This is a genomic window from Methyloceanibacter superfactus (assembly GCF_001723305.1).
GTDB classification, from domain to species: Bacteria; Pseudomonadota; Alphaproteobacteria; order Rhizobiales; family Methyloligellaceae; genus Methyloceanibacter; species Methyloceanibacter superfactus.
The window spans coordinates 36,944-61,900 of sequence record NZ_LPWF01000016.1; the positions used below are offsets into that span (position 1 = coordinate 36,944).

General features: G+C 63.9%; 28 protein-coding genes and 2 pseudogenes. 22 read left to right on the forward strand and 8 right to left on the reverse strand.

Going from position 1 to position 24,957, the window contains the following annotated elements:
* The first annotated feature begins 342 nt into the window (after positions 1-342).
* The 3 genes from ligD (at position 343) to AUC69_RS04875 (ending at position 2,101) form a co-directional block, all read left to right on the forward strand.
* Complete coding sequence (ligD, locus tag AUC69_RS04870; protein WP_069441159.1) at positions 343-1,290, forward strand: non-homologous end-joining DNA ligase; 948 nt, start codon at positions 343-345, stop codon at positions 1,288-1,290.
* Positions 1,291-1,390: 100 nt separating this feature from the next.
* A complete protein-coding gene (locus AUC69_RS17730) occupies positions 1,391-1,537 on the forward strand; it encodes a hypothetical protein (RefSeq protein ID WP_193427401.1) in 147 nt (48 codons plus the stop codon).
* Between the two features lie 111 nt (positions 1,538-1,648).
* Positions 1,649-2,101, forward strand: coding sequence for a DUF2267 domain-containing protein (locus tag AUC69_RS04875; RefSeq protein ID WP_069441160.1), 453 nt, complete (start codon positions 1,649-1,651; stop codon positions 2,099-2,101).
* 12 nt (positions 2,102-2,113) lie between these two features.
* On the opposite strand, the gene AUC69_RS04880 is transcribed toward AUC69_RS04875, so the two are convergent.
* The 4 genes and pseudogenes from AUC69_RS04880 to AUC69_RS04895 form a co-directional block, all read right to left on the reverse strand.
* Positions 2,114-2,521 (reverse strand): nuclear transport factor 2 family protein, encoded by a 408-nt coding sequence (locus tag AUC69_RS04880; protein WP_069441161.1) that lies wholly within the window; start codon positions 2,519-2,521, stop codon positions 2,114-2,116.
* Positions 2,522-2,609: 88 nt separating this feature from the next.
* A pseudogene (gene uvrB, locus AUC69_RS04885) lies at positions 2,610-4,832 on the reverse strand (excinuclease ABC subunit UvrB); the annotation flags it as partial.
* A 330-nt stretch (positions 4,833-5,162) separates the two neighbouring features.
* Entirely contained in the window at positions 5,163-5,468 is a 306-nt protein-coding gene (locus AUC69_RS04890) for an MAPEG family protein (protein WP_083239101.1), read from the reverse strand.
* A gap of 112 nt (positions 5,469-5,580) precedes the next feature.
* On the reverse strand, positions 5,581-6,432 hold the full coding sequence (locus AUC69_RS04895; RefSeq protein ID WP_069441162.1) for a formate/nitrite transporter family protein: 852 nt from the start codon (positions 6,430-6,432) through the stop codon (positions 5,581-5,583).
* Between the two features lie 166 nt (positions 6,433-6,598).
* Here AUC69_RS04895 and AUC69_RS04900 point away from each other — a divergent pair, with 166 nt between their 5' ends.
* Both AUC69_RS04900 and AUC69_RS04905 read left to right on the forward strand, forming a co-directional pair.
* A complete protein-coding gene (locus AUC69_RS04900) occupies positions 6,599-7,351 on the forward strand; it encodes a bestrophin-like domain (RefSeq protein WP_158008015.1) in 753 nt (250 codons plus the stop codon).
* A gap of 143 nt (positions 7,352-7,494) precedes the next feature.
* Positions 7,495-8,208 carry a peroxiredoxin-like family protein gene (locus tag AUC69_RS04905; protein WP_069441164.1) on the forward strand — a complete coding sequence of 238 codons (714 nt, stop codon included), beginning with the start codon at positions 7,495-7,497 and terminating at the stop codon, positions 8,206-8,208.
* Between the two features lie 268 nt (positions 8,209-8,476).
* Here the strand turns inward: AUC69_RS04905 and AUC69_RS04910 are convergent, their stop codons facing one another.
* The gene (locus tag AUC69_RS04910; RefSeq protein ID WP_141700592.1) at positions 8,477-9,160 is read right to left on the reverse strand and encodes a hypothetical protein; all 684 of its coding nucleotides are present in this window, start codon (positions 9,158-9,160) and stop codon (positions 8,477-8,479) included.
* 322 nt (positions 9,161-9,482) lie between these two features.
* Between AUC69_RS04910 and AUC69_RS04915 the strand changes: the two genes are divergently transcribed.
* Positions 9,483-9,860: a DMT family protein gene (locus tag AUC69_RS04915; protein ID WP_069441166.1), complete on the forward strand. Its 378-nt coding sequence runs from the start codon at positions 9,483-9,485 to the stop codon at positions 9,858-9,860.
* A 67-nt stretch (positions 9,861-9,927) separates the two neighbouring features.
* Here AUC69_RS04915 and AUC69_RS17325 read toward each other — a convergent pair whose 3' ends face one another.
* The gene (locus tag AUC69_RS17325; RefSeq protein WP_158008016.1) at positions 9,928-10,098 is read right to left on the reverse strand and encodes a hypothetical protein; all 171 of its coding nucleotides are present in this window, start codon (positions 10,096-10,098) and stop codon (positions 9,928-9,930) included.
* Positions 10,099-10,230: 132 nt separating this feature from the next.
* Between AUC69_RS17325 and AUC69_RS04920 the strand changes: the two genes are divergently transcribed.
* The 7 genes and pseudogenes from AUC69_RS04920 (at position 10,231) to AUC69_RS04950 (ending at position 15,749) form a co-directional block, all read left to right on the forward strand.
* Complete coding sequence (locus AUC69_RS04920; RefSeq protein WP_069441167.1) at positions 10,231-11,124, forward strand: SRPBCC family protein; 894 nt, start codon at positions 10,231-10,233, stop codon at positions 11,122-11,124.
* Positions 11,125-11,837: 713 nt separating this feature from the next.
* Positions 11,838-12,026, forward strand: coding sequence for a hypothetical protein (locus AUC69_RS04925; RefSeq protein WP_069441168.1), 189 nt, complete (start codon positions 11,838-11,840; stop codon positions 12,024-12,026).
* A 209-nt stretch (positions 12,027-12,235) separates the two neighbouring features.
* Positions 12,236-12,724: a YciE/YciF ferroxidase family protein gene (locus tag AUC69_RS04930; protein ID WP_069441327.1), complete on the forward strand. Its 489-nt coding sequence runs from the start codon at positions 12,236-12,238 to the stop codon at positions 12,722-12,724.
* Between the two features lie 173 nt (positions 12,725-12,897).
* Positions 12,898-14,098 (forward strand): annotated as a pseudogene (locus AUC69_RS04935) (pyridoxal phosphate-dependent aminotransferase).
* 17 nt (positions 14,099-14,115) lie between these two features.
* Complete coding sequence (locus AUC69_RS04940) at positions 14,116-14,358, forward strand: TOBE domain-containing protein (RefSeq protein ID WP_083239103.1); 243 nt, start codon at positions 14,116-14,118, stop codon at positions 14,356-14,358.
* A 51-nt stretch (positions 14,359-14,409) separates the two neighbouring features.
* Positions 14,410-15,327, forward strand: a complete 918-nt coding sequence (locus AUC69_RS04945) for an alpha/beta fold hydrolase (protein ID WP_069441169.1) — start codon at positions 14,410-14,412, stop codon at positions 15,325-15,327.
* The gene (locus AUC69_RS04950; RefSeq protein WP_069441329.1) at positions 15,324-15,749 is read left to right on the forward strand and encodes a VOC family protein; all 426 of its coding nucleotides are present in this window, start codon (positions 15,324-15,326) and stop codon (positions 15,747-15,749) included. Before AUC69_RS04945 ends, AUC69_RS04950 begins: the two co-directional genes overlap by 4 nt.
* Here the strand turns inward: AUC69_RS04950 and AUC69_RS17330 are convergent.
* A complete protein-coding gene (locus tag AUC69_RS17330) occupies positions 15,746-15,907 on the reverse strand; it encodes a hypothetical protein (RefSeq protein ID WP_158008017.1) in 162 nt (53 codons plus the stop codon). The genes AUC69_RS04950 and AUC69_RS17330 overlap by 4 nt on opposite strands.
* A 518-nt stretch (positions 15,908-16,425) precedes the next feature.
* Here AUC69_RS17330 and AUC69_RS04960 point away from each other — a divergent pair.
* The 9 genes from AUC69_RS04960 to AUC69_RS04985 all read left to right on the forward strand — a co-directional run bounded on the left by AUC69_RS04960 (position 16,426) and on the right by AUC69_RS04985 (position 24,677).
* Entirely contained in the window at positions 16,426-17,583 is a 1,158-nt protein-coding gene (locus tag AUC69_RS04960; RefSeq protein WP_244500096.1) for a TIGR03032 family protein, read from the forward strand.
* A 134-nt stretch (positions 17,584-17,717) separates the two neighbouring features.
* Positions 17,718-19,766 carry an elongation factor G gene (locus tag AUC69_RS04965; RefSeq protein WP_069441171.1) on the forward strand — a complete coding sequence of 683 codons (2,049 nt, stop codon included), beginning with the start codon at positions 17,718-17,720 and terminating at the stop codon, positions 19,764-19,766.
* 146 nt (positions 19,767-19,912) lie between these two features.
* Positions 19,913-20,977 carry a sensor domain-containing diguanylate cyclase gene (locus AUC69_RS04970; RefSeq protein ID WP_069441172.1) on the forward strand — a complete coding sequence of 355 codons (1,065 nt, stop codon included), beginning with the start codon at positions 19,913-19,915 and terminating at the stop codon, positions 20,975-20,977.
* Between the two features lie 20 nt (positions 20,978-20,997).
* Complete coding sequence (locus tag AUC69_RS04975; protein ID WP_141700593.1) at positions 20,998-21,186, forward strand: hypothetical protein; 189 nt, start codon at positions 20,998-21,000, stop codon at positions 21,184-21,186.
* Positions 21,187-21,470: 284 nt separating this feature from the next.
* The gene (locus tag AUC69_RS17860; RefSeq protein WP_204377263.1) at positions 21,471-21,929 is read left to right on the forward strand and encodes a PLP-dependent aminotransferase family protein; all 459 of its coding nucleotides are present in this window, start codon (positions 21,471-21,473) and stop codon (positions 21,927-21,929) included.
* The gene (locus AUC69_RS17865; protein ID WP_204377264.1) at positions 21,854-22,357 is read left to right on the forward strand and encodes a hypothetical protein; all 504 of its coding nucleotides are present in this window, start codon (positions 21,854-21,856) and stop codon (positions 22,355-22,357) included. The genes AUC69_RS17860 and AUC69_RS17865 overlap by 76 nt, the downstream gene beginning before the upstream one ends.
* A complete protein-coding gene (locus AUC69_RS17870) occupies positions 22,354-22,623 on the forward strand; it encodes a hypothetical protein (protein WP_204377265.1) in 270 nt (89 codons plus the stop codon). The genes AUC69_RS17865 and AUC69_RS17870 overlap by 4 nt, the downstream gene beginning before the upstream one ends.
* A gap of 40 nt (positions 22,624-22,663) precedes the next feature.
* Positions 22,664-24,040 (forward strand): tetratricopeptide repeat-containing protein, encoded by a 1,377-nt coding sequence (locus AUC69_RS17875; protein ID WP_158008020.1) that lies wholly within the window; start codon positions 22,664-22,666, stop codon positions 24,038-24,040.
* Positions 23,943-24,677, forward strand: a complete 735-nt coding sequence (locus AUC69_RS04985) for an alpha/beta hydrolase (protein ID WP_204377266.1) — start codon at positions 23,943-23,945, stop codon at positions 24,675-24,677. Before AUC69_RS17875 ends, AUC69_RS04985 begins: the two co-directional genes overlap by 98 nt.
* 16 nt (positions 24,678-24,693) lie before the next feature.
* On the opposite strand, the gene AUC69_RS04990 is transcribed toward AUC69_RS04985, so the two are convergent.
* Positions 24,694-24,942 carry a hypothetical protein gene (locus AUC69_RS04990; RefSeq protein ID WP_069441174.1) on the reverse strand — a complete coding sequence of 83 codons (249 nt, stop codon included), beginning with the start codon at positions 24,940-24,942 and terminating at the stop codon, positions 24,694-24,696.
* Positions 24,943-24,957: the final 15 nt, after the last annotated feature.

Sequence of the window (24,957 nt, forward strand, 5' to 3'; positions counted from 1 at the left end):
CGCGTCAATGCAGTCGACGTCATACAGAGTTCCATATAGCCGCGCCAGCTTCGAGGACCTTCGGCTTGCCGCGGCACTCGCCCGCGCGGGCATCAAGCTGGGTTGAAAACAGCACGGCATGACAGAAATCGTCCGGAAGGTAGGAGCCGAGTCATTCCAAGTCCTGCATACGCCAAGCATCGTAGATGTCGGTGATAATGGTATCGGACTTATTCATCGCTGCCCCGAGCCTCGATTCCCCATCAGGCTACCACGAAACTTGGAACTTCGCTGGCGTCGATGCGACCAGGGCAAGGACTGTGCTAGCGTCGCGGGTACCCGGGGAACTCCTAGGCGACAAAAATGACCTACGATCTCCATCCCATGCTGGCGACGCTTACCGACAAGCCGTTCGACGATCCCGACTGGATCTTCGAGACGAAGTGGGACGGATTCCGTGCTGTCGCCGTCGCCGCGCCAGGTCAGGCCGCGCTCTATTCCCGCAACGGCAACGACATCTCGAAGAAATATCCGGCGATCTGCGAGGCGCTTGCCGCCATCAAGAAGGAAGCCGTGCTCGACGGCGAGGTCGTGGCGCTCGACGCCCATGGCCGTTCCCGGTTCCAGCTGTTGCAGAACGCCGGACGCGAGTCCGCCCGATTGCTCTATTGCGTGTTCGATCTGCTCTATCTCGACGGTCAGGACCTGCGCGCGTGGCCGCTGTTGAGACGGAAAGAAGCACTGGAAAAGGTCCTGCCGAAGAGCCCATTGCTGCTGTACAGCGCTCATGTGACGGGCGACGGCCTCAAGGCCTTCACCAAGGCCAAGCGCGCGCAAGAAGAAGGCGTCATCGCCAAGCTCGCCAGCAGCCCGTACCTGTCCGGCAAGCGCACGCGCGATTGGCTCAAGGTCAAGGCGAGCCAGGAGCAGGAGGTAGTGATCGTCGGCTTCACCAAACCGCGCGGCTCGCGCAACTGTTTCGGCGCGCTGCTGCTCGCGGTGCGCGATGGCAAGCGGTGGAAATATGCGGGGCGGGTGGGCGCTGGCTTCAGCGAGAAGAGCTTGCGCGAGATCTACGCCAAGTTGGTGCCGCTGATTACCCGGGCCAAGCCCATCGACAAGAAGGTGCCGAGCGAAGCCAACACCACCTGGGTCAAGCCGAAGCTCGTGGCTGAGATCAAGTTCACCGAATGGACGGCGGGCGGGGAGATGCGCCATCCGGTGTTTTTGGGATTGCGGACTGACAAGCCAGCGAGCGAGGTGATCCGCGAAGTGCCGAAGTCCCTCAGGGTCGTGAAGTCCTCCCCATAGTCTTTGACCCGGAGGGCCGTCATTTGCGGTACAAGGTTGGCTTGAGGCCGAGGCTTGACTGGACGCGTGGCGTCCGTGGCTTTCGGTCAGGGAGGTTGATGTGGCCAAAGGTCAGCAGAAAAGCAATCGCGAGAAAAAGAAGCCGAAGCAAGACAAGAAGAAGCTTCCGCCGGCGTCCGTTTCGCCCTTTGCCTCGAACGAGCAGCGCGACAAGGCCGCCAAGGGCACCGGTCAAAAGAAGAAATAGCCACGTCTCCAGGCCTGCCGGGAGGGGCCGATTTTTCCTCTGCGGACGGGTTGACCGAGGTCAAGGCGCCTCCATCGCCCCGCCATAGGCTTGCTCGAAAGGAGTAAGCCTATGAGCACCGGCCTCGATACGTTCGACAAGACCGTTCAAGAGTCCAATCTCTGGCTGAAGGCCATCATGGAGCGGCTGGAGAGCGACGACCGCCATCATGCCTATTCCACCTTGCGCGCGGTGCTGCACGCTTTGCGCGATCGCATCGGCGCGGAGAGCGCCGCGCATCTCGGCGCGCAACTGCCCATGTTGCTGCGCGGCCTGTTCTATGAAGGCTGGGACCCGACGGGCAAGCCGACCAAAGAGCGCCACGAAGACGCCTTCCTCGCCCATATCGCCCGGGAGTTGCCACGCGCCTCCGCGGACGAGGTGGAGCAGGGGACGCTTGCCGTGCTCGACGTGCTTTCCAAGCACATCGACCGTGGCGCGGCGATCAAGATCGCCGGCATGTTTCCGGAGGAGCTGCGGAAGTTCTGGCCTGCCTTCATCCAACAGGCGGCGCATGGCGGCTGAGGCGGCCGCGGGTCAGGCTGCCAATGCCTGCTTCATGAAGGCTTTGAACTCTTCAAGGTCGTAGAATTCGGAAAGCTGCACGGGCCAGCCGTCTTCGAGCCGCCAAATATGGGTCTTCGTCGTGTGCAGACACGCGCCGGTTCCCCTGAGCAGGCAGCGCGTGGTGACTTCGACGCGGGCGCGGTCCGCCTTAACGATCAGCGTCTTCACCTCGAATTGCCTCGTGTCGTAGGCCTCGAAGATTTCACGGAGGCGGTTGAGCGCGGCGCCTTTGCCGTGCCGCGTTCCTCCCAGACGGAGCGTCTCGGGCGGGATGTTCATCGAATGACGGAAATCGGCCGGCAGATAGGTTCCGAGCCAATCGAAATCCTTCGCGCGCCAGGCGTCGTAGATGTCGATCAAAGTGGTCTTAGCGGTCATTCCCGGCCTCTTTCGCTACTCCGCTTCCTGAGGCTAAACACGCCAGGGTTGACAGAACGTAGCCGCGAAAGAGGAAAACACGCTAAAGTTAGCGGCTCTTGCCCTTGAAGGCGCGGGTGCCGGGCTTGCCGGCGCTCGAGCGCGGACGGGAGCGCTTGAGCGGCATTTCGCGGTTATGCGGGCCCATCTCATCGAGGCTTGGTTTGTGGGGCCGCGTCAGGTCCACCGTGGCGGCGCTGCGTTCCAGTTCCCCTTGCCGCGCGAGCGGATCGTTGGCGATGGCCAGCTCCATCTGCCGTAGTCGCTTGACCTCGTCGCGCAGCCGCGCCGCTTCCTCGAATTCGAGATCGGCGGCGGCGGTGCGCATGCGCTTCTCCATGTCGGCGATGACGCTCTCGATATTGTGCCCGTAGGGCGTCTGCTCGCCGTCGGCGAACCCGGTGCCGGCATCGACCAGCACATGGTCGCGCTCATACACGCTGGAGAGTATGTCGCCGATATTCTTCTTGATGCTTTCCGGCGTGATGCCGTTCGCCTCGTTCCACGCCGTCTGCTTCTCGCGGCGGCGCGTCGTCTCGGCCATGGCGCGCTCCATGGAGCCGGTGATGCCGTCGGCATAGAGGATGACGCGGCCGTCCACGTTGCGCGCGGCGCGGCCGATCGTCTGCACCAGCGACGTCTCCGAACGCAGGAAGCCTCCTTGTCGGCGTCGAGAATGGCGACCAGGGCGCATTCGGGAATGTCGAGCCCTTCGCGCAACAGGTTAATGCCGATCAGCACGTCGAAGGCGCCGAGCCGAAGATCGCGGATGATCTCGATGCGCTCCAGCGTCTCCACGTCGGAATGCATGTAGCGCACGCGGATACCCTGCTCGTGCATATACTCGGTCAGGTCCTCGGCCATGCGCTTGGTGAGCGTGGTGACCAGCACGCGGTAGCCCTGGTCCACGACCTTGCGCGTCTCGTCGATGAGATCGTCGACCTGGGTGGTGGCCGGGCGAATCTCGACCGGCGGATCGACCAGGCCGGTGGGGCGAATGACCTGTTCGGCGAACACGCCGCCGGTCTGCTCCAGCTCCCAGGCGCTGGGCGTCGCCGACACGTAGACGGTCTGCGGCCGCATGGCGTCCCATTCCTCGAAGCGCATGGGCCGGTTGTCCATGCAGGAGGGGAGGCGGAAGCCATATTCGGCGAGCGTCGATTTGCGCCGGAAGTCGCCGCGGAACATGCCGCCGATTTGCGGCACGGTGACATGGCTCTCGTCGACGAAGACCAGCGCGTTGTCGGGAAGATACTCGAACAGGGTCGGCGGTGGGTCGCGGCCCGGCGGCCGGTGAGGTAGCGCGAGTAATTCTCGATGCCGGCGCAGGAGCCGGTGGCCTCGATCATCTCCAGGTCGAACAGCGTGCGCTGCTCGAGCCGCTGGGCTTCGATCAGGCGCATGGCGCCGTTGAGCTCGGTCAGCCGCGCTTTCAACTCCTCCTTGATGCCGCGGATGGCCTGCTTCAGCGTCGGCTTTGGCGTCACGTAATGGGAGTTGGCGTAGATCTTGACCGAGCTGAACTCGTCGGTCTTGGCGCCGGTCAGGGGATCGAACTCGACGAGCGTCTCGATCTCATCACCGAACAGCGAGATGCGCCAGGCGCGGTCGTCCAAATGCGCCGGCCACAGCTCGATGGTATCGCCGCGCACGCGGAACGAACCGCGCACGAAGTTCACGTCGTTGCGGCGGTATTGCAGAGCCACGAGGTCGGCCATCAATTGCCGCTGCTCGACCTTGTCGCCGCGCTTCAGGCTGAAGGTCATGGCCGTGTAGGTCTCGACCGAGCCGATACCGTAGATGCACGACACGGATGCCACGATGATCACGTCGTCGCGCTCGATCAGCGCCCGGGTCGCGGCGTGGCGCATGCGTCGATCTGCTCGTTGATCGACGAATCCTTCTCGATATAGGTGTCGGTGCGCGGGATATACGCTTCCGGCTGGTAGTAGTCGTAATAGGAGACGAAATACTCGACCGCATTGTCGGGGAAGAAGCTCTTGAACTCGCCGTAGAGCTGGGCGGCCAGCGTCTTGTTGGGGGCGAGGATCAGGGCCGGACGCTGCGTCTGTTCGATCACCTTAGCCATGGTGAAGGTCTTGCCCGAGCCGGTGACGCCGAGCAGTACCTGATCGCGCTCACGGGCATCGACCTGGGCCACAAGCTCGGCAATCGCGGTCGGCTGGTCGCCTTTCGGCTCGAGTTCCGTCTGGAGCCTGATCGGAATGCCGCCCTCGGACTTCTCGGGGCGCGGCGGTCGGTGGGGGGTGAAGTCGGGAATCGCGCCGGTCACCAAGGGATGATTTTGGATCAGCGGTTGCGCTGCATCCCCGAAGCCGGGCGTGCGCCGGTCGGCGCCGAGCGGCAAGCCGCTGGCTTCGCCGGTGACGGCGCGCGGTTCGGCCCGGGAGCCGAAGGTCTTGGGCACGCGATGAGACATCGCCGGAATATGGCGGCGGGGAGGGCCTTGGCTAGGGGCTGAGGCCGAACGCCGCCGTCACGGCGATGATCGCCGCCATCCACAACATGACGCCGACCTGGGCGAAGAAGAAACTGAAACGAATCCCCACGGTGACGTGAGTCTCCAGAAATAGCATGTGGGTCAGGGTCTGGCCGACGCGCGCGATGAGAAAGACGATGACGAGCTGATCGAGCGGGGCGTGTCGATCCCGGCGACTGCGGCGGTGAGCGCTATGGCGGCAAAAAGCGGCAGATTCTCGACGCAGTTGGCGTGGGCGCGGGTGGCGCGGCGATAGGCTGGCGCCCCCTCGACCACGCCGCCGGGGAAGTCGGCCGGCCCGGCCCGGCGAGTCAGAATCAGGCTCCAGCGGTGGATGCCGACCCCGGCCAAGAGCACCAGGATGGTCCAGACCACGAAGGCCAGCAGAACCCAAAGCGGCGTGGTCACGGGCGGACCCTCTGGCGGACTGACCTGGCAATGCGCTGGGGCATGACCCGGACTATGGCGGCACGCTGGCGTCTTGGCTAGGGAGCCTCAGCTCGGAGGGTGCGCCGCTTGCTCAGCCTTCCAACTCCTCGCGGACCTGGGCGTAGCTGACGACGGCGAAGAGCACGGTGCCGCCGGCCACGTTGCCGAGAAGGGTGGGGAGGAAGAAGCCGCCGGCCACTTGGCCAAGGCTCGCCTCACCGACCAACCACATATAGATCGCCTCCACGGAGCCGGCGATGATGTGGGTGAAGTCGCCGAGCGCTATAATGTAGGTGATCAGGGTGATGATGAAGATCTCGGTGCTTTCCGCCGAGGGCAACATCCATACCAGCGCCGCGATCAGCCAGCCGGCCATGATGCCCTTGACGAACATTTCGCTCGGGGTGTTGGCCATTAGGTGCCTGCCGATTTCGGTGATCGCCGATTGGGTCTCCTGGCTAAAGGCCCCTGAATAAGCGAGGAAGGCGGCGAACAGGAAGCAGCCCACCAGGTTTCCGCCGAGCACGATCCCCCATAGGCGCAAGACATCCCAGATGCCGCTCCAGTCCTTGCGCACCATGATGGGTAGCACGGCCGTCAGCGTGTTCTCAGTGAAGAGTTGCTGGCGGGCGAGGATGACGATGAGGAAGCCGACGCAGTAGCCGAGATCGGCGATGACGGAGGCTCCGGGGAGGCCGTGCAATCGCGCCTCGAGCAGAGCTTGCGAAAGCACCGAGAAGCCGATGGAAATGCCGGCGGCCAGCGCCGACCACCACAGCGCCGTGAATTTACGGGCAAGCTCCGCCTCACCCTCATGCCGGATAATCTCGTAGACCACCGCGGCGCGCAGCCGTTTGCGCTCCTTGACGGACTTGTTCTCCTCCCGGGTCAGGCCCTCTGGCGGAGCCGGGGCCTCAGGCGGCTTCGGGTTCTTCTTGGTCATCGGCGTTTCCTGGCGAATCGACTGATTCTAGGCGAAATTGACGGCGAACGGGGCGTTCCTATCGGGATGGTTTCCGCTACAACGATGGGGCCGACATCCAGGCCCGCCGTGGAGGATGCCTTTGCTTCCCGTAATGCATGAGATTCCCCTTTGGGCAATGGCGCTCATGATCGTCCTCCTGGCGGAGACCTTCTCCGTGGGGCTCATGCTGCTCACGCGCTATACTTATGGCGTCAGCCGTTTGAGCCTCAACAACGAGGTGGCAGGCTTTAAGTTCGCCGTGGTCGGGGTCTTTTATGCGGTCCTTCTGGCCTTCGTGGTGATCGCGGTGTGGGAGGAGTACCGGGACACCGAGGCCGCCGTGCGCAACGAGGCAAAAGCGGTCGGCGATCTGTACCGGGTGACGTTTGCGCTCCCGGAGGAGGGCGGCGAAGACATCAGAAGCAGTCTGCTCACCTACGTCAAAGCCGTGCGGAACGACGAATGGCGAACCATGGCAACAGGCAAAGCGAGCAGCACCGTCGCCGACGATCTGAACACGCTCAGCGCCGCCATCTTTGCCGTACAGCCCAAGGGGCGGCGAGAGTTGGCCCTCTATCAGCGGGCTCTTACGCTTCTGACGGTGATAACCGATAGCCGCGCCGAGCGTCTGGATAGCGCCAACGGTTCGGTACCCAGGATTCTGTGGTTCGTGCTAATCGTGGGCGGTGCGATCACCCTCGGCTATCCCGCGTTCTTTGCATCGTCCAATCTCGGAGCCCAGGTTCTCATGACCGCGTCCCTTGCGGCGCTGGTGGCGCTGTCTCTCCTGCTTGGACTGGCGTTCGATTTCCCTTTCACCGGAAATCCTCACATCTCCGTCTCGCCCTTCGATCAGGCGTTGGAGCAGATGTCCGCCAATCTGCCGCCGTCCCAATAAAGAAGGCGCGGCTCGCTTGGGGCGTGCGGTGATCCGGGTTTAGGCCCTGGAAAGGATATCCGTAAACGATAGGGCCGCGCTGGGCCGCTGCGGCCTGGTTTGCACTGGCTCGCGGGATGGAAGGTCGCTACTACGGGTGACCCATGAGTGAACAAGCAACAAGCGAAGACGCGCTCACCCAAGCCTTTCATCAGGCCGACGCACTTCAGGCACCTCTGCCGGAGCGGTTGGACTTCTATCTGGGGGAAACGCGCAAGCTTCTGCCCGAGTTGGAGGCGACCTACGACGATCTGGTCGGGCGCATTCGGGAGAACGGGGCCGGCACGCTGGTCCCGGCCGTGGGCCACAAGATGCCCGACTTCTTACTGGCCGATAGCGAGGGCCGCTTGGTCGGCCTGGAGTCCTATCTAAAGCGAGGCCCGCTGGTGATCAGCTTCAATCGTGGGCCTTGGTGCGACTATTGCGGCCTCGAGCTCCATGCCTTGGCGCGGGCTTATCCTTATATCGCCGCCGCCGGTGCGGACGTGGTGTCCGTCACGCCCGAGCTCGGCCAGTATGCGCGCGATCTGCAGGCCAAGCGCAGTCTGCCCTTCTCCGTGCTAACTGACGTCGACTTGATGTACGCCTTCTCGCTCGGCCTGGTGTTCTGGGTTGGTGACAAGATCAAGGGCATGTACCAGCAGTTCGGCATCGATCTCGAACGGTTCCAGGGAAATGGCGGGTGGCTTCTGCCCATTCCGGCGACTCTCATCGTCGGCCAGGATGGTCATGTCAAAGCGCGCTTCGTGGATCCCGACTTCCGTCGCCGGATGAAGACCGAGGATATCATGGCGGCGGTCAGCGACGACCTGCGCTAGGAGCCGCGCGGTCCGCATCGGTGCGCGACTTTCTTCTCTTCAAAGTCTTTTCCGAACTTCACGGCCGCACTGCAACATGCCCTCAAGCGCCTGCGCGCGGGCCGATATGCGGGTGCTGCGCGTCGGCGCGCACGCTTTTGTATTTAACGAGGCGATTCGTTTTTGTGCAGCGGATGCACAATTTCCGGCACATCGTGGTGCGCTTGGAAAGAATTGGTTGTTGAAGTTCCGCGAAGAGTGCCCGCCAAATTGCCATTTTCTGCTGCGATCAGCTTATACTCAAAAAAAATAATTGACTTGCCATGTGGGACGGCAAGCCTGGACCAAGTGAAGCGTGATTCGATGTACGCGTCCTGTTGAACGGGTAGATGGCGTCATCAAAACAGAATCGGAGCAAAGCTATGGCGACGAGAACAACTGGGAAGAAACGCACGACGAGTAAGAAGACTGCTCGTAAGAGCCCGGCGCGCCGCACTGCAGCCGCCCGGAAGACCACCGCGCGCAAGACGAGTGCTCGCAAGACCACCGCAAGGCGGCCTGCTGCGAAGAAGGCTGCTCGTAAGACGACGGCTCGCAAGACCGCTCGGAAGTCGACCGCGCGGAAGAAGACTGCGACCAGGCGTCCGGCGGCCAGGAAGACGGCCCGCAAGACTGCGCGGAAGACCACCGCCCGTAAGCCGGCGGCGAAGAAGTCTGCGCGAAAGACGGCGCGTAAACCGGCGGCGAAGAAGCCTGCTCGAAAAGCGCCGGCTCGCAAACCGGCCGCCAAGTCGGCGGTGGCAAAGTCCAAGCCGGCAGCGAAGCGGAAGCCCGTAGCGGCGAAGCCGCAGGCCGCCGTCGTGGCCAAGCCGGCCGCGCCCGCGCCTAGGCCCATGGCCGCGGCGCCGGTGAGACCGGCTCCGCCAATGGCGCCGCCCGCGCCCCGGCCGATGGCTCCGCCGTCGGGCGGCATGGCGAGCACGCCGCCGCGTCCGGCGAGTCCGATGGGCGGTTCGCCCGGTTTCGGCTCGCCGCGTCCATCGATGCCGCCAGGCGGGAGTCCGAGCCCGAGTCCGAGCCCGACCCCGCTGCCGTACCGGCCGTCCTGGGCGAGAGACGACGACGACTAGGCCGGGACGCCGACTAGATCGACAAAGAGGGCCGGCTCGAAAGCGCCGGCCCTTCTTTTTGCATTCGCCAAAGACTCTCTCCCGCTAAAACGCAAAGCGAAGCGCGACCGCCTTGCGAGGTGGCCGCCTTGCGCGTGACTCTCTTGATTTTCAGCCGAGGCTCCCATGACCCTTCTTTCCGGTTTTCTCAGGCCGGGGCTGCTGCCCTATCTGCTGCCGGTCCTGCTGCTGATCTGCTCCAACCTGTTCATGACCTTGGCGTGGTACGGCCACCTGAAATACAAGTCCGTGCCTTTGGTCACCGTGGTGCTGATCAGCTGGGGCATCGCCTTCGTCGAATATTGCTTCGCCGTGCCGGCGAACCGCCTCGGCAGTGCGGTCTATTCGCCGGCCGAGCTCAAGACGATCCAAGAGGTGATTACTCTGGTCGTGTTTGCGGGCTTTGCCGCCGTCTATTTCAACGAGCCGCTGAGTTGGATGCAGGGTGGGGGATTTTTGCTGATCGCGCTGGGCGCGGCGCTCGTCTTCTACGGCCAGACATGAGCGTCTGTCGTGGCCGGTCTTGCGGCTCGACCTCCGGAGGGAGGCCCCCGCCGGAGGTCAGTCGAGGCTAGAAACCTCTAAAGATATTGCCGCAAGCCAGGATGATATAGGCGACGACGGCGACCCAGAAACCGTGCTCAGTGACGAACGGAATCGCGACGAAGTTACCGATGATGGCCAATAGGGCCAGAAAGATCGAAATTACGAAGACGACGGTTGTCGGTGGTGACAGACTCATCTTCAGCCCTCCCTCTTGTTGACGAGCGGACTGTAATCGTTTTTTGTGAAAAAGCGAGCGCGTTTGGGTGGCTGAAACGTGACGAAAACGGCGCTTCGCGGGGGTTTAGCCGAGGCTTAGGGAGGGACTGTAATGGCGCCAATGATGCGGCTGATCCTCGGGCTCGGGGTGCTCGTTGTGATTTTCGCGGCGGTGTCTTTAGGACTGCCGGCGCATGTCACGGTGGCGCGGTCGGTGGTGATCAATGCGCCGGAATACGCGATCTACCCTTATCTCAACAATCTTCGCCGGTTCTCGACCTGGTCGCCATGGGCGGCGAGGGACCCGAACATGAAGGTGACCTATTCGGGGCCGCCTGAAGGTGTGGGCTCGAAGCTCGTGTGGGAAAGCGACGAGCCGTCGGTCGGCACCGGCAGCTTGGAGATCGTCGAGGCGGAACAGTCCAAGAGCCTCGGCATGACCGCCAATTTCAACGGGCTCGAGGGCACCAGCGGTTTCGACCTGGCACCGGCAGGCTCCGGCAGCAAGGTCACCTGGACCTTCGGTTATGCGACGGGCTCGAGCCCGCTGAAGCGCTGGAAGGCGCTGATGCTCGACGGCTTTGTCGGGGCTGAATACAGCAACGGGCTTGCGAAGCTGAAGGCGCGGGTCGAGGAAGATCGCCGTCCGACAGCACAGCCGGCGGTCGTGCCGCCGCCAGCTCCGCCGCCACAGGCCGCACCGGCTGAGGGCGAGACGGCGGTGCCACGCGCCGCGCGCCGGCGGAAGGTGCCGCGCCCGCAGCAAGTCCGCCGCCGCCACAACGGCGGTAGCCCGCAGCGGACCCGCGGATCTCTCGAGACTGGGCGGTTAGAGCTTCTGCTGGTCGCCGGTCGCTTGCGGCGTGACCGGGGGCTCGCCTTGCGTCGCCTGCATGATCAAGCGATCGAGCGGCCCGCAATTGAACAGGGAGCCTCGCCATCGGCGCGCATCGCCTCGCCATCGGCGAGATGCGGGTCCACCACGCGGCGCCCGGTGACCCGGTAGACGCAGGTGGCGCCGTCGGCCGCCGTGAAGGTGATGCTGTCGCCGATCTCTCACGTCGCCGATCGCCACGTCGCCGGCGGCTTCGACGTCTTTGTCTGACTTCGCATGAGCAGGGCGGTACGGCTCCGAGACGGCCGCTTGCGGCACCTCGACGGTCTGATTGAGCATGGCGGCGCTGAGGCCGAGCCGCGGAACCTTCGCACCGGGCGCGAAGGACATGTTCTCCGACATGTCCTGCCACGGCCAGCGCGCCGGCGTCGATTGACCGGCAAGCGCCTTCTCCCAGGCGCCCTGGCGGAGTGTCTGCGCGAGTCCAGCCTTATCCAGCAAAGGCGCAGTCCCGTTCAGTGCACCAGACCGGCGACGAGACCGATGGCGACAGCTGCTCCCATGCCCCACCCGAGCGTCGCGCGCGGGCGAAGGAAAAGGAGGAGGAGCTGCACCGACCCCCGTTTCGGCATCAGATCCTCCTCCCGATCCGCCGCGGGGAGGCATAGTCGCGGCGGTGGTGACGCCAGAAAACCAGCGTCACCGCGCTTAGGAAGGTGAATAGAAGGACGAACATTGAGAATTGTCCTGTCTTGCCGTTTCGGGTCGATGGCTCAGCGCCAAGGACTTGAGCCGTAAGTCTATCATAGACCCGGCTGTCTGGAAGGCTCAGGGGCAGGTTCGTCCTGGTAACAAGTTCGCCATCTGGCTCTGCGGCGGCGGGGGTGGCCGCGACCGATGGATTCGAGGGCTCGATGGGCGGCAAGGCGCGCATGACCGCCACGCTCAGCAACAAAAAAGACAATGCTACCAATGTCTTATTGAGGCTCGGCGCTTTGCGTCGCACAGTCATCGCCTATCCCTCGAGGCTGGCACGAGGGTTAATCGACCACGGCAATGGGGCGCAGGCTTAACCGTAATGTGGCCCTAAAAAGCACTTGTTAGCCACAACTGTGGCCATGGGTGCCCGCTCGGCGGCTCGCTTGGGCGAGGAACCGGACACGGGTCCGCACGTTTCTCCCCGCGTAACTGACAACACATCATTGATGATACCGGGCCGCCCTGCCGCCTTGCTGGGCAGCCCACACCCCCGCTTACCCCCGTGACCCAAGGAGCCAACACCATGTCCAATATGAAGAACCTGGAGGATCTATTCCTGCATCACCTCAAGGACATCTATTACGCCGAGAAGCAGGTGCTGAAGGCGCTGCCGAAGATGTCGAAGAAGTGCGACTCAGCCAAGCTGCGGAAGGCATTCGACGACCATCTGAAGGAGACCGAAGGTCAGGTGAAACGCCTGGAGCAGGTCTTTATCGTCGGCGAGAAGGCCAAGGGCGAGACCTGCCCGGCCATCGACGGCATCCTCAAGGAAGGCGACGAGGGCATCAAGGATTCCAAGGATCCGGATGTTCGCGACGCGGCCATGATCGCCGATGCCCAAGCCGTGGAGCATTATGAGATCACCCGTTACGGCACGCTGATCGCCTGGGCCAAGCAACTCGGCAAGAACGACGCCGCTAAGCTGCTCCAGGAGACGCTTGACCAGGAATACGCAGCCGACCAGCTGCTGAGCAAGCTGGCCGAGGGGCAGCTCAACAAGGAAGCCGCGTAACCCAGGTTTCCTGGCCTTTTTGCCTAAGATTGACGCAGCGCGGGGTCCTGCTCGGCGCTGCGTCTTTCTTTTGCACGGGCTTATTGTGCATTGCACTTGCGAGCCCTTCTGCGCCCGCATAGGGTTGCGACGTTTTTTCCCGAAGCCCTTAGACATTCTTCCAGGAGTTCTTCATGGGACTGGTCTCCCGCACGCTTGAACGGGTCAAGCCTTCTCCGACCATGGCCATCACGAACAAGGCGCGCGAAATGAAAGCCGCCGGTTTCGATGTCATCGGCCTTGGCGCCGGCGAGCCCGATTTCGATACCCCCGACAACATCAAGCAGGCGGGTATCGACGCCATCACGCGCGGCGAGACCAAATACACTGCCGTCGACGGCATCCCCGAGCTCAAGCAGGCGATCGTCGAGAAGTTCGCCCGCGAGAACGGCCTGGACTACAAGCCCGCCGAGATCACCGTGGGCAGCGGCGGCAAGCACGTGCTCTACACGCGCTGCTGGCGACCCTCGACCCCGGCGACGAGGTGATCATCCCGTCGCCTTATTGGGTGAGCTATCCGGATATCGTTCTGCTGGCCGGTGCGGAGCCCGTCGTCGTCGAGACCAAGGTCGAGGACGGCTTCAAGCTCACGCCGGAGGCGCTCGAGAAGGCGATCACGCCCAAGACCAAGTGGTTCATCTTCAACTCGCCGTCGAACCCGACCGGCTCGGCCTATACGCGCGATGAGATCAAGGCGTTGACCGACGTTCTGCTCAAGCACGAGCGCGTCTGGGTGCTGTCCGACGATATCTACGAGCACCTCGTCTATGACGGCTTCGACTTCACGACGCCGGCGCAGGTGGAGCCGAAGCTCAAGGACCGCACGCTGACGCTGAATGGCGTGTCCAAGGCCTATTCGATGACCGGCTGGCGCATCGGCTATGCGGGTGGTCCGGCGGAGCTGATCAAGGCCATCGGCAAGCTGCAATCGCAGTCGACCTCCAACCCGTGCTCCATCAGCCAGTGGGCGGCGGTCGAGGCGCTGCGCGGTCCCCAGGATTTTCTCAAGGACTGGGTGAAGTCGTTCCAGGAGCGGCGCGAGTGGTGGTGTCGATGCTCAACCAGGCGACCGGCATTAGCTGTCCGACCCCGGAAGGCGCGTTCTACGTCTACCCGTCCTGCGAGGGCTGTATCGGGAAGAAGACGCCGAAGGGGCAAGTGATCGGCAACGACGAGGATTTCGCCGTGGCTTTGCTGGCCGAGGAGGGCGTTGCCGTCGTGCACGGCGCGGCCTTCGGCCTGTCGCCGTTCTTCCGCATCTCCTACGCCACCGGCATGGAAGCGCTGGAAGAGGCGTGCCGCCGCATCCAGCGCTTTTGCGCCAGTCTCAGCTAGGGTTGTCAATAATCGGCATGGATAAAGCAGAGGGCGAGAGCATGAAATTCAGCAAGCTCAGCACGGGCAACCAGATCGAAGGCAAGATCATGGAGATCCGCAAAGGGGCCGTGACCGCCATCGTCTATGTGCAGATCGCCGACGACACCATGGTCGAGGCGAGCGTCACCATTGCTTCGCTCGAGACGCTCAAGCTCTATGAAGGCAAGACGGTGGCGCTGATCATCAATCCCAGCGACATCATGATCGGCTGCGACTAGCGTTTTGGGCTTGGCCCTGGAGGCGGGCCTCGCGGCCCATCGCGGGGAGCCATGGACAGCATCGTCACAGCGGAGAGACCGAGCACGCGAGACCGCACGTCGCGGGTCCACCGTCTACCCGACGGGCGCCGCATCGGCTACGCGGAATACGGCGACCCGGACGGGCTGCCGGTGATCGCGCTGCACGGCACGCCAGGCTCCCGCTTCATGTTCGCGCTCACCGACGAGGCGGCGAGAGCGCGGGGGTTGTGGCTCATCGCGCCGGAGCGTCCCGGTTACGGTCTCTCCGACACCCATCATGTCGGCACGCTGGGCGAGACCGCTCACGACGTCGAAGCCATCGTCGATGCGTTCGGGCTCGACCGCTTCGCCCTTGTCGGCGTCTCGGGCGGCGGACCCCATGCGGTGGCAGCCGCGGCGCTGCTCAAGGATCGGGTGCTGCGCCTAGCGCTGATCGGCCCCGTTGGGCCCATCGCCGATTGCGGCGAGCATATCCGCATGTCGCATATGCACCATCTCATCTTCACCCGCATGGCGCCGTCCCATCACGCGGCGGGCGCGTTCTTCGCGGGGCTACGGATGCTGCTCGATTGGGCGCCCGGCGTCGCCTACCACATCTTGACGCAGCGGGTGACGGTGACGGATTGCGACGTACTTGCTCGTCCCGAGGTCAGGGCCAATCTCCAAGCGACGATGCGGGAAGCCTTGCGAAACGGGGCCGAGGGCCCGCTCCAGGATTTGCGGCTCTATTGCGCACCGTGGAACCTCGATCTCGCCGAGATCGTTATCCCGGCCTTCATGTGGCAAGGCAGCGAGGATACCATCGTACCCGCCGACGCGGCGTATCGCCTGGCCGGTTTATTGCCCAATTGCCGGCTCGAGGTCATCGAAGGCGCGGGCCATTATTGGATCTTCGGGAAGTTCGGCCTCGTGCTCGATACGGTGCGGGCGGCATGGAGCAAGCCATGACACCGTCATTCACCCATTGCGCGATGCATGTGGCGGATCTCGGCCAGTCCATCGACTTCTACGAGCGCTATTGCGGCATGAAGATCGTCAAGGAGCATGGCGCGTGCGATAAGCGCGTGGTGTGGCTGGCGAGCCCCGGCGCCGAGCAACGCTTCGTGCTGGTCCTGCTCGGCGGTGGGCCGCCGCGCGACCAGGACGCCGACGATATGACTCATTACGGTTTCGGCGTCGCGTCGCGGGCGGACATCGACGCGATCGCGGCGAAAGCGAAGGCCGAGGGGCTGTTGCACTGGGAGCCGCGCGATTATGCTCCGCCGACCGGCTATCTCTGCGGCGTCAAGGACCCGACCGGCTACATCATCGAGTTTTCATACGGCCAGCCGCTGGGCCCGCACGCCAAGGACGAGCCGCGGCGCGCCTAGAACTTGCTGTAGATGCGGCAGCAGCAATCCTTCAGCCCGTCGGCGCGGAAACTGCAAACCTGCTTCTCCTCGGCGGCTCGGCACGCTTGCGGGTTGGCATTGGCGGCCAGGCCGCGATTGCAGGTCTGGGTATAGGGGATGCAGTGCCCGGCAAGCATTTCGGTATTGCTCGGACAGGTGGCGGGCGCGCTTGCGTGCCGCTTGTATCGCCCGGTGCGGGGGGTAATGCGTCGGAGTCGTCGCTGCTGCTGCCGCCGAACCAGCCCCCGCTGGACTTGTCGGACGGGCTGGTGGGGATCGGCCGCATCTTGCCTCTCCGTAAGGCCCCCGGTTCGGTCCGGCACTTATATCCGTCCCCGGTATCCCCGCAGATGATCTTGGCATCCAGCACAAGCTGGTCCGGCGCGCCCGACGGCGTGACCGGCATCAAAGCCGGGGCGGCGGCGGCACTCAAAGTCACGCCCAGAAAGGCCGTCAGCACATAAGCAAACAGACGCATGGAACCCCCTTCGGAAGAGGGCGGCACCATAGCGGAACTCCGGGCCGACGAGAACAGGCAGAGAATACTGTGCTGTGGCCCGATTCCGGTTGCGAATGACGAGGGATTGCCCTTCGCAAGTTGTCAGTCGTCCGCCCGACGGGCTAAACCTAGGGCCCCTCGGAAGAAGGCCAGTTCATGTCGCAACGTAGTGAAGACCAGCCGGCCTCGGCCGATGAGATGCCGCAGGCGGCCGCCGGGCAGGAGGGGGCGCCGGCGGAGGCCAAGCCGGAGGAGAAGGTTACCTACTCCATGTCGCCGGGGTTCGCCGGGTTTCTCGGCGCCAACAAGATCTCCGTCGCCATCTCGTCCTACCAGTCCGGCAAGTTCTATCTGCTCGGCCAGAATGTCGAGGGCGGCCTGCTGGTGGACGAGCGCTTCTTCCGCAAGGCCATGGGGATTTGCGTGCCCGATCAGCAGACGCTGTTGCTCGCCACGCTGTTCCAGATCATCAAGTTCAAAAACGTGCTGGAGCCGGATCAGCTGGTCAACAATGTGTTCGACCATTGCTACGTGCCGCGCGAGCTGTTCGTCACGGGCGAGCTCGACGCCCACGATGTGGGTCAGCTCAAGGACGGCCGAATCATTTTCGTCAACACGACACATAACTGCCTGGCCACGACCTCCGATCGGCATAGCTTCACGCCGCTGTGGAAGCCGCCTTTCGTGTCCAAGATCGTCAAGGAGGACCGCTGCCATCTGAACGGCCTCGCCATGGAGGACGGGGTGCCGCGCTATGTCACGGCGGTGAGCAAGTCCGACACGATCGACGGCTGGCGCGACCGCCGCTTCGACGGGGGCATCGTCATCGATGTCGCCACCGGCGAGATTGTCATTGGCGGGTTGTCCATGCCGCATTCGCCGCGGGTCTATAACGGCAAGCTCTATGTGCTGAACTCCGGCACCGGCGAGCTCGGCTGGGTCGAGCCGGCGGCGAAGGCGGCCGATGCCAAGTTCCATGTGGTGGCGTTCTGCCCCGGCTTCGTGCGCGGGCTTGGCTTCCACGGCAATTTCGCTTTGGTCGGGTTGTCGAAGCCGCGCTACGAGCGCTTCGAGGGATTGGCGCTCGACAAGAAGCTGGCGGATGCGGATTCCGAACCGTGGTGCGGCGTGCAGGTGATCGACCTCAACACCGGCGCTTGTGTCCATTGGTTCCGCATCGATGGCCCGGTGGGCGAGCTTTACGACGTCGCCGTGGTGCCCGGGGTAATGCGTGGCATGTCGCTCGGCTTCGCCTCGAACGAGGTGCTGGGCCTCATCACCCACGATCCCTTGGCCGAGGGCGGGCTGGCCTAGGGTCTGCTCCTGCCGAATCGCGGCCCTTGCCAGAGGGCCCGTCCCTTGACACGATGGGTCATCGAGGCTCGCGTTGAGGGATAAGGGCCGATAACGGCCAGCCTCCGCGCGGCGTACCGCCAAGGGAGGAGATCATGGGCCAAGCGCAGGGCCAGCCAGCCCGCAGCGCCCGCTGCATCGCACTGGTTGGCCCCTATCTCAGCGGAAAAACGACACTTCTCGAATCCATCCTGGCGCGCACCGGCGTTATCAACCGGCAGGGCGCCACCGCCGCCAAGAACACGGTTGGCGATGCCTCCGACGAGGCCCGCCATCACGGCATGAGCGTTGAGCTCAACGCGGCCACGGTCGAATTTCTCGGCGACAGCTTTACCTTCCTCGACTGCCCCGGCTCCATCGAATTTCAGGCCGACTCCGCCAATGTGCTGGCGGCTTGCGACGCCGTCGTGGTGGTGTGCGAGCCCGACGAGAAGAAGGTGCCAGCGCTCCAGCTCATCCTCAAGCAGCTCGAGGATCGCGGCATCCCGCATTTCTTGTTCCTCAACAAGATCGACAAAGCGGAGACGCGCGTGCGCGACATCGTGCCGATGCTACAGCCCGCTTCCACCGTGCCGCTCGTGCTGCGCCAGGTGCCGATCTGGGAGAGCGGCATCGTCACCGGCTTCATCGATCTGGCGCTGGAGCGCGCGCATGTCTATCGCGAGCACGCGGCGTCCGAGGTCATCGACATGCCGAAGACGCTCGCCGATCGCGAGCAGGAAGCCCGCTTCTCCATGCTGGAGAAGCTCGCCGACTATGACGATGCGCTGATGGAGCAGCTGCTGGAGGATGTGCCACCGCCGCGCGACCTCGTGTTCGACGATCTGTCCAAGGAGCTTCGCGAGGGGGTGATCTGCCCGGTGTTGCTCGGCTCGGCGGAGAACGGCAACGGCATCTTGCGCCTGCTGAAGGCGCTGCGCCACGAGGCGCCGTTTGTCGGCGCGACGGCGGAGCGCCTCGGGGTCGAGGATGCGTCCTCGTGCGCCTTCGTGATGAAGACGTTCCATACGGCCCATGGCGGCAAGCTGTCTCTGGCGCGTGTCTTGGCCGGCAAATTCGCCGATGGCGACACCGTCTATGCCGGCGACACCGAGGAGCGTATCGGCGGCGTGTTTAGTCTTCTCGGCCACGAGCCGGTGAAGCGCGAGGCGGCAATGGCCGGGGACACGGTCGCCTTCGGCCGGCTGGAAGGCATCAAGACGGGCGAGACGCTGTCGTCGGAGAAGGGAGCGTCTTTCGCCGTCGAGCCCGGGGAAATCGCCGATCCGGTCTACGGGCTCGCCATCGAGGCCAAGGAGAAGAAGGACGACGTGAAGCTCACCGCGGCTTTGGCGAAGATCATCGAGGAGGACCCATCGCTCTCCATCACCCATAACCAGGACATGGGCGAGATGGTGCTGTGGGGGCAGGGGGAGATGCATTTGCGCGTGGCGCTGGAGCGCCTGACCCGCAAATACGGCATCGCCGCCGCCACGCACCCGCGGCAAATTCCCTACAAGGAAACCATCCGCAAATCGACCGAAGTGCGCGGGCGCCACAAGAAGCAGTCGGGCGGCCACGGACAGTTCGGCGACGTGGTGGTGACCATCGGTCCTTTGTCGCGCGGGGAGGGCTTTGCCTTCTCCGAGAAGATCACCGGCGGCGTCGCCGCAAGAACTTACATCCCGAGCGTCGAGATCGGCGTGCGCGACTATCTGCATGCGGGGCCGCTCGGCTTCCCCGTGGTGGATGTCGCCGTGTGCCTGATCGACGGCTCCTATCACTCGGTGGACTCGTCCGACATGGCGTTCCGCCAGGCCGGACGCATCGCCATGACCGAGGGCATGCCGCAATGCCAGCCGGTGCTGTTGGAGCCGATCATGGCGGTCGAGATCGCCGTACCGTCGGAGGCCACGGCGCGCATCAACTCCATCGTCTCGTCCCATCGCGGGCAGATTCTGGGGTTCGATGCGCGCCCCGGCTGGCCCGGATGGGACGTGGTGCAGGCCAATATTCCCGAAGCCGAGATCCAGACTCTGATCGTCGAGCTCAGATCGGCTACGGCGGGGGTGGGTACCTTCCACGCCAAGCTGGACCATCTGGCCGAGCTGGTCGGCAAGGCGGCGGATCAGGTTTTGGCCCATCACGGCGCCAAGGCGGCCTGAGCTGGGAGGTCGACAGGCCGGCTGTTTTGATTGGTTTCGGAGCGGGGTGGCGTATTTTATTAAGGGGCTAGAACGGGTTGACGTGACATTTCATGTTGCTCGCGTAGCGTCGCTCCGCTCGGTCTTGTTTCGAGACTGGAAGGGGTATGCATCCGGTGTCCAAAAGCCAGTCACGGCTCGGCGCTGCGATTGCCCGGTGGGGCGTTGATCCGCTTGTCTTCGGTCTTGCGAGCCTCATCGCGGCCGCCATCCTGGTCGCGATCGTGGCGATTCCGCAGCACCTGTCCACGCGCGCCCGCCTCGAGGGTTTGCGGGCGCATGTCGGCGAGGTCGGCCACATCGCCGCGAGTGTCGTGGACGGCGATCTGCACCGTCAATTGCTAGACCCAGCAAATTACAGCCAAGAACTCTACGATCGGGCGTTGGCACCGTTGGTGAAGTTTCACTCGGCGGATCCCGACATCTTCTACGTGTATTCGATGGCCGATCGCGGCGGCGTCCCCTATTTCGTTCTCGACACGGCCACGTCGCCGAAGCTGCGCACAAAGCACGAGCTGCGCCCGTCGCAGTACATGGAGAAATTCGAGCTCGAAGAGGACGACGATGGCCAGTGGCTGAGAGATCTCGCAGCCGGCAAGGAGTACATCACGTCCGATTTCGAGGAGGACGACTACGGGACCTTCCTCACCGCCCACGTTCCCATCTACGACAGTGAGGGACGGTATAGCGGCTTTATCGGCGTCGACTTCGACATGGGGTATTACCTGGCCGGTGAGGCACGCTTCCGCTCTATTGAAATCGCCTCGCTTGCTGCCGCGCTGCTGCTTGCCATGCTCATCGGCTATTTCGTCGCGCGCTACCACGCGACCATGCGACGCCGCATCAAAGAGCTTCACGAAATTTCCATACAGGATAGCTTGACCGGGTTCTACAACCGGCGCGGGGCCATGGAGATCATCAAGAAGGCCCTGGAGAGACATGTCGGGAAGAGCGCGGTCATGCTCGTCGACATCGATAATCTCTCCACGATCAACGATACTCACGGCCACGTTGCAGGCGACGCCGTCATCGCACGCACGGCCGAGGCCGTGCGCCGGAGCTTACGCCCCGGCGATCAGTGCAGCCGGTTCGGTGACGAGTTCATGATTTACGCGCCCGACTGCGACGAGGCGGGAGCCAAGCTATCGCCGAGAGGATACTCTCCATCTTGAGCGGGGAGGGGATGCCTCTCATGGGGATCCCGCTCAGCGTGTCGATCGGCGTCACGACATGCGACGGCGACGGCGGCGATTTCGCCAGAATGCACCGGGAGGCCGAAGCGGCGCTGCGCCGGGTCCGTGGCGAGGGCCGGAATCGCATCGGCATCGCGCCACGGTCGGCGGAATGCCATCCGCTCGGTTCGGCTGGCGATGCTGCCTGAGTTTTCTCCGAGCTCCCGCGGGAGCTGTCCCGGCTATCAACAAAACGAGGCAGAAAGGGCAAAAAACGGCTAAAATCGGTTCCGGAACAGGGCAGTCTGTTGTATGAGCCAGTGATGTATTCGTCCCGCTGGACTTGCTCGTTTCCGCCCGGACCGGTAGACGATTGGGCGAAAATCTTGATCTTTGACCGATAGACAGAGGGTGTTCCCATGACAGTATTTCCGCAGCTCGTAATCCCTGAGACCCTTGCCGCCGGCCCCGGCCCGGGAACACCGACCCGCGCGTGCTCGAGCGCTTCGCCGCGAGCGGCGTGGCAGACCACATGCAGAAGGACGTGCTCCGCGGCATGATGGAAGCCAAGCTGATGCTGCGCGAGCTGTGGGGCACCAAGAACGTCTATACCTATGGCGTGGCCGGCACCGGCTTCACGGGGCTCGACTGTGTGCTCAGCCTGATCCTGCCGAGTGACAAAGTTGTCGCCTTCCCGAACGGCACCTTCTCCGGCATCGACAGTCTCACGATCCGCATGAAGGCCGCGACCGCCGAGGAGCTGGCCGCCGATTCTCTCAACCCGAAAGCCGCGAGCGTCACCATCGTGGAGACGCCGCACGGCCAGTCGGTCAGCGGCGAGACCGTCGACAAGGCGCTGTCCGAGCACAAGCCCATGTGGGCATTCATGGCCCATTGGGAGACCGGCTCGGGCCGCATCACGACCTCAAGGGCTTCTCCGACGCCTGCCTGAAGCACGGCGTGATGGGCATCGTCGATGCGGTGTCGAGCCTCGGCGTCGCCGACTTCAACATCGACGACTATCCGGGTGTGGTCGCCTGGGCGTCGTGTCCGCAGAAGGGCGTGCTGGCGCTGCCGCTCACCTATGCGCCGGTCAGCTTCACCGACAAGGCCATCGAGATGGTCAAGCAGCGGGGCTGCCGCACTTATGTGAACCATCCGATCCTCGACGCCCGCCATTGGGGCATCATCGACGGCAAGGACGTGGACACGCCCGGCTATCACCAGACCCATTCGTGCTACGCGGTCGCTCGTTCCACGAGGCGCTGCGCATCATTCTCGGCTACGGCCGCCGCCGCAAGGCGACCGACTATGCCTATCACGAGAAGGCGCTGCGTCAGGCCGTCGAGGCCATGGGCTGCGAGGTTACCTCGAACATGACGAGCCTCGTGGTGCTCAACCTGCCGGGCAAGCTCGCCGGCAAGGAGAAGGAGCTCGTCCAGGGCGCCCGCGCGCAAGGCTTCGGCATCTGGCCGACCCTGTCGGAGCCGGTGCAGGTCCGTATCGGCATCCTGAACCAGCTCAGCCCTGAGCAGATCACCGAGATCGCCAGCCGCTTCGCCGACGCCATGCTCGCCATGGGCGCGGAGTTCGACAAGCAGCAGGTGATGAACCAGCTCAAGTCCTATTACGCGAAGGCCGCGTAGAACGGTAGCTGCGCCAACCTCTCCCTGAGGGGAGATGTATATGGGTCTCAACGGCCGCTCGTTCGGCGAAGTCATGCGATCAGCGCTCGTCCTCATGGCGTTTGCGCTGATCGCGCCGGCCGTTCTCCTCTTCCCGCAGGATGCGGCCGGCGCGGAAACGCCGGACGAACTTGCCAAGATCAATCTTCGGATCGGAGATCTCGCGGCCAAGGGCGAGAAAGCCAAGGCCGCGGCGCTCGCCAAGCGCTACGTGGACCTTGCGCGAAAGACGCGTGGCGAGAGCGATCCGGAATACGCCACGGCCATCACTTGGCTCGGCTGGCTCTACACGTCGCAACAACGCTACGCCGACGCCGAGCATCTGCTCAAGCAAGCGCTTGCCATCCGCGAGCAGGCCTTCGGGCCGGACCATCCGCTGGTCGCCACGAGCCTCAACAACCTCATAGGCCTCTATCAGAAGCAGGGCCGCGAGGGCGACATCGAGCCTCTGTTCGCGCGCGTCCAGGCCATCCGGCTGGAGGCCGTCGGCTTGGACGAGCTTGAGGCACTGCCGCGCCGGATTCAGGAGCTTCGCATGCGCGGACAAGGCGCCGAGGCCGCCAAGCTTGCCGAGCGCTACGTGACGCAAGCTGAAGCGCGCTACGGCGCCGACCAACCCGGCGTCGTGCCGGCGCTGCTCGAGGCCGCGCTTGTCCTCGAGCAGGAAGGCGACAAGGCGCGCGCCGAGACGCTGCTCAAGCAGGCGCTCGCCGTGCGCGAGAAGGCCTTCGGGCCGAAGAGCGCCGAGGTGGCCGACAGCCTCGTGTCCTTGTCCTGGTTCTATCGTTCGGCGGGACGCAACCAGGATGCTGAGGCGGCGCTCAAGCGCGCCCTTGCCATCCGCAAGGCGCTGTTCGGCGAGCGCAACGAGGCGGTCATCGAAGCAATCGAGCTCCTCGGCGGGGCTCTACGAGGCGGCGGGGCGCGAAAAGGAGGCGGAAAAGCTGTTCGCCGCGCCCGGAAGCTCCAAAGCAAGATGAAGCGGCGCTTCGCCTACATGCGGGAGGAGGAGCCCTCCTACGCGGTGGTGAAGGTCTATTACGCCACGGACCGCAAGCCTACCGGCGCGGCCGAGCCCGCGGAAGTCTATGGCGGTGATCGCGGTGGACTTGAGGTTCGGGGTTACGACCGTCAGCATCCCGCTCGAGCACCGGGTGGGTGCGCTGGAGACGCCGTCAATCTGGCGCCTGGAATGGTGCAACGATCCGGAGCGCTTCGTGGTGCTGCTTTCGGTGGAAGAGACGGACGAGTCCCAATTCTTCAAGGACGTCGCTGCCCGCGTGCAGGCCTCCGCCGGCAAGAGCGCCTTCGTTTTCGTTCACGGCTACAACGTGACCTTCACCGATGCGGCCCGGCGTACGGCGCAGATGGCCTATGATCTCGGCTTCGACGCGCCCGTATTCTACAGCTGGCCGTCTCAGGCGAGCTATGCGTCCTACAAGGTCGACGAGACGAATGCCGAGTGGTCGCGGCTCGACTTCAAAAATTTCCTGAAAGACTTTGTCGCGCGGTCGGATGCCGAGCACATCTACCTCATCGCTCACAGTATGGGGACGAGAGTGCTCACGGGCGCGCTGAAAGAGTTGGTGCTCGAGGATCCGAGCATCCGCGAGAAATTCGACGAGATTGTCCTGGCCGCACCCGACATCGACGCCGACACGTTCAAGCGTGACATTGCACCGAACATCCTGGCGGGGGAGGGCGGCACCACGCTCTATGCGTCGTCGGGCGACTATGCGCTGATGGCGTCGAAGACCTTCGCCGGCTATCGCCGCGCCGGCGACACGACGGGCGGTATCACCATCGCTCCCGGCGTGGACACGATCGATGCGAGTGCGATCCGCACGGATTTCGTCGGGCACAGCTATTACGCCGATTCCGGTTCCGTATTGGGCGACTTGCGCGATCTGATCCTGCACCGAAAGCGCCCGGACAAGCGCTCGCGGCTTTCGCCGGTCAAGGCGAAGAGCGGTCGCTACTGGACCTTCTCCAGCGGCCAAGCGCCCGCGCAATAGTCCGAAGGCCGCTCGCCTAGGGCTCCACGCAAGTGGCGAATAGGCCGAAGCCAGGCGCTTTGGCATTGCGCCGGAGTTCGTCCCGCGCCTCCCGGCAGGCGACCTGGGTGGTGAAATCGATCACCGTGGTGGTTGCCGTGCTGCCGGAGGTGCCGGCCGCTCCGTAGAGCGCGAAGACGATCATTCTACGCCCTTCCGCCTGAGCGGTATTGGCCGCGGCGACGGCCAAGCCGGCTATCAGAAGAGCGAGCGCAAGTCGTTTCATTGGGTCCCCCAATCC

Excerpts from the sequence above, each read along its gene's own strand:
- AUC69_RS04910 (WP_141700592.1), bottom strand. The coding sequence starts at position 9,160 with ATGCCGCCCGACGGCGGAGCCATCGGCCGGGGCGCGGGCGGCGCCATT.
- AUC69_RS04990 (WP_069441174.1), bottom strand. The coding sequence starts at position 24,942 with ATGAAACGACTTGCGCTCGCTCTTCTGATAGCCGGCTTGGCCGTCGCC.
- AUC69_RS04960 (WP_244500096.1), top strand. The coding sequence starts at position 16,426 with ATGTCGCAACGTAGTGAAGACCAGCCGGCCTCGGCCGATGAGATGCCG.
- AUC69_RS04945 (WP_069441169.1), top strand. The coding sequence starts at position 14,410 with ATGGACAGCATCGTCACAGCGGAGAGACCGAGCACGCGAGACCGCACG.
- AUC69_RS04950 (WP_069441329.1), top strand. The coding sequence starts at position 15,324 with ATGACACCGTCATTCACCCATTGCGCGATGCATGTGGCGGATCTCGGC.
- AUC69_RS17870 (WP_204377265.1), top strand. The coding sequence starts at position 22,354 with ATGACGAGCCTCGTGGTGCTCAACCTGCCGGGCAAGCTCGCCGGCAAG.
- ligD (WP_069441159.1), top strand. The coding sequence starts at position 343 with ATGACCTACGATCTCCATCCCATGCTGGCGACGCTTACCGACAAGCCG.
- AUC69_RS04940 (WP_083239103.1), top strand. The coding sequence starts at position 14,116 with ATGGATAAAGCAGAGGGCGAGAGCATGAAATTCAGCAAGCTCAGCACG.
- AUC69_RS04975 (WP_141700593.1), top strand. The coding sequence starts at position 20,998 with ATGGGGATCCCGCTCAGCGTGTCGATCGGCGTCACGACATGCGACGGC.
- AUC69_RS04905 (WP_069441164.1), top strand. The coding sequence starts at position 7,495 with ATGAGTGAACAAGCAACAAGCGAAGACGCGCTCACCCAAGCCTTTCAT.
- AUC69_RS04970 (WP_069441172.1), top strand. The coding sequence starts at position 19,913 with ATGCATCCGGTGTCCAAAAGCCAGTCACGGCTCGGCGCTGCGATTGCC.
- AUC69_RS04880 (WP_069441161.1), bottom strand. The coding sequence starts at position 2,521 with ATGACCGCTAAGACCACTTTGATCGACATCTACGACGCCTGGCGCGCG.
- AUC69_RS04965 (WP_069441171.1), top strand. The coding sequence starts at position 17,718 with ATGGGCCAAGCGCAGGGCCAGCCAGCCCGCAGCGCCCGCTGCATCGCA.
- AUC69_RS04915 (WP_069441166.1), top strand. The coding sequence starts at position 9,483 with ATGACCCTTCTTTCCGGTTTTCTCAGGCCGGGGCTGCTGCCCTATCTG.
- AUC69_RS04875 (WP_069441160.1), top strand. The coding sequence starts at position 1,649 with ATGAGCACCGGCCTCGATACGTTCGACAAGACCGTTCAAGAGTCCAAT.
- AUC69_RS17325 (WP_158008016.1), bottom strand. The coding sequence starts at position 10,098 with ATGAGTCTGTCACCACCGACAACCGTCGTCTTCGTAATTTCGATCTTT.
- AUC69_RS04895 (WP_069441162.1), bottom strand. The coding sequence starts at position 6,432 with ATGACCAAGAAGAACCCGAAGCCGCCTGAGGCCCCGGCTCCGCCAGAG.
- AUC69_RS04900 (WP_158008015.1), top strand. The coding sequence starts at position 6,599 with ATGATCGTCCTCCTGGCGGAGACCTTCTCCGTGGGGCTCATGCTGCTC.
- AUC69_RS17330 (WP_158008017.1), bottom strand. The coding sequence starts at position 15,907 with ATGCTTGCCGGGCACTGCATCCCCTATACCCAGACCTGCAATCGCGGC.
- AUC69_RS04930 (WP_069441327.1), top strand. The coding sequence starts at position 12,236 with ATGTCCAATATGAAGAACCTGGAGGATCTATTCCTGCATCACCTCAAG.
- AUC69_RS04920 (WP_069441167.1), top strand. The coding sequence starts at position 10,231 with ATGGCGCCAATGATGCGGCTGATCCTCGGGCTCGGGGTGCTCGTTGTG.
- AUC69_RS17875 (WP_158008020.1), top strand. The coding sequence starts at position 22,664 with ATGGGTCTCAACGGCCGCTCGTTCGGCGAAGTCATGCGATCAGCGCTC.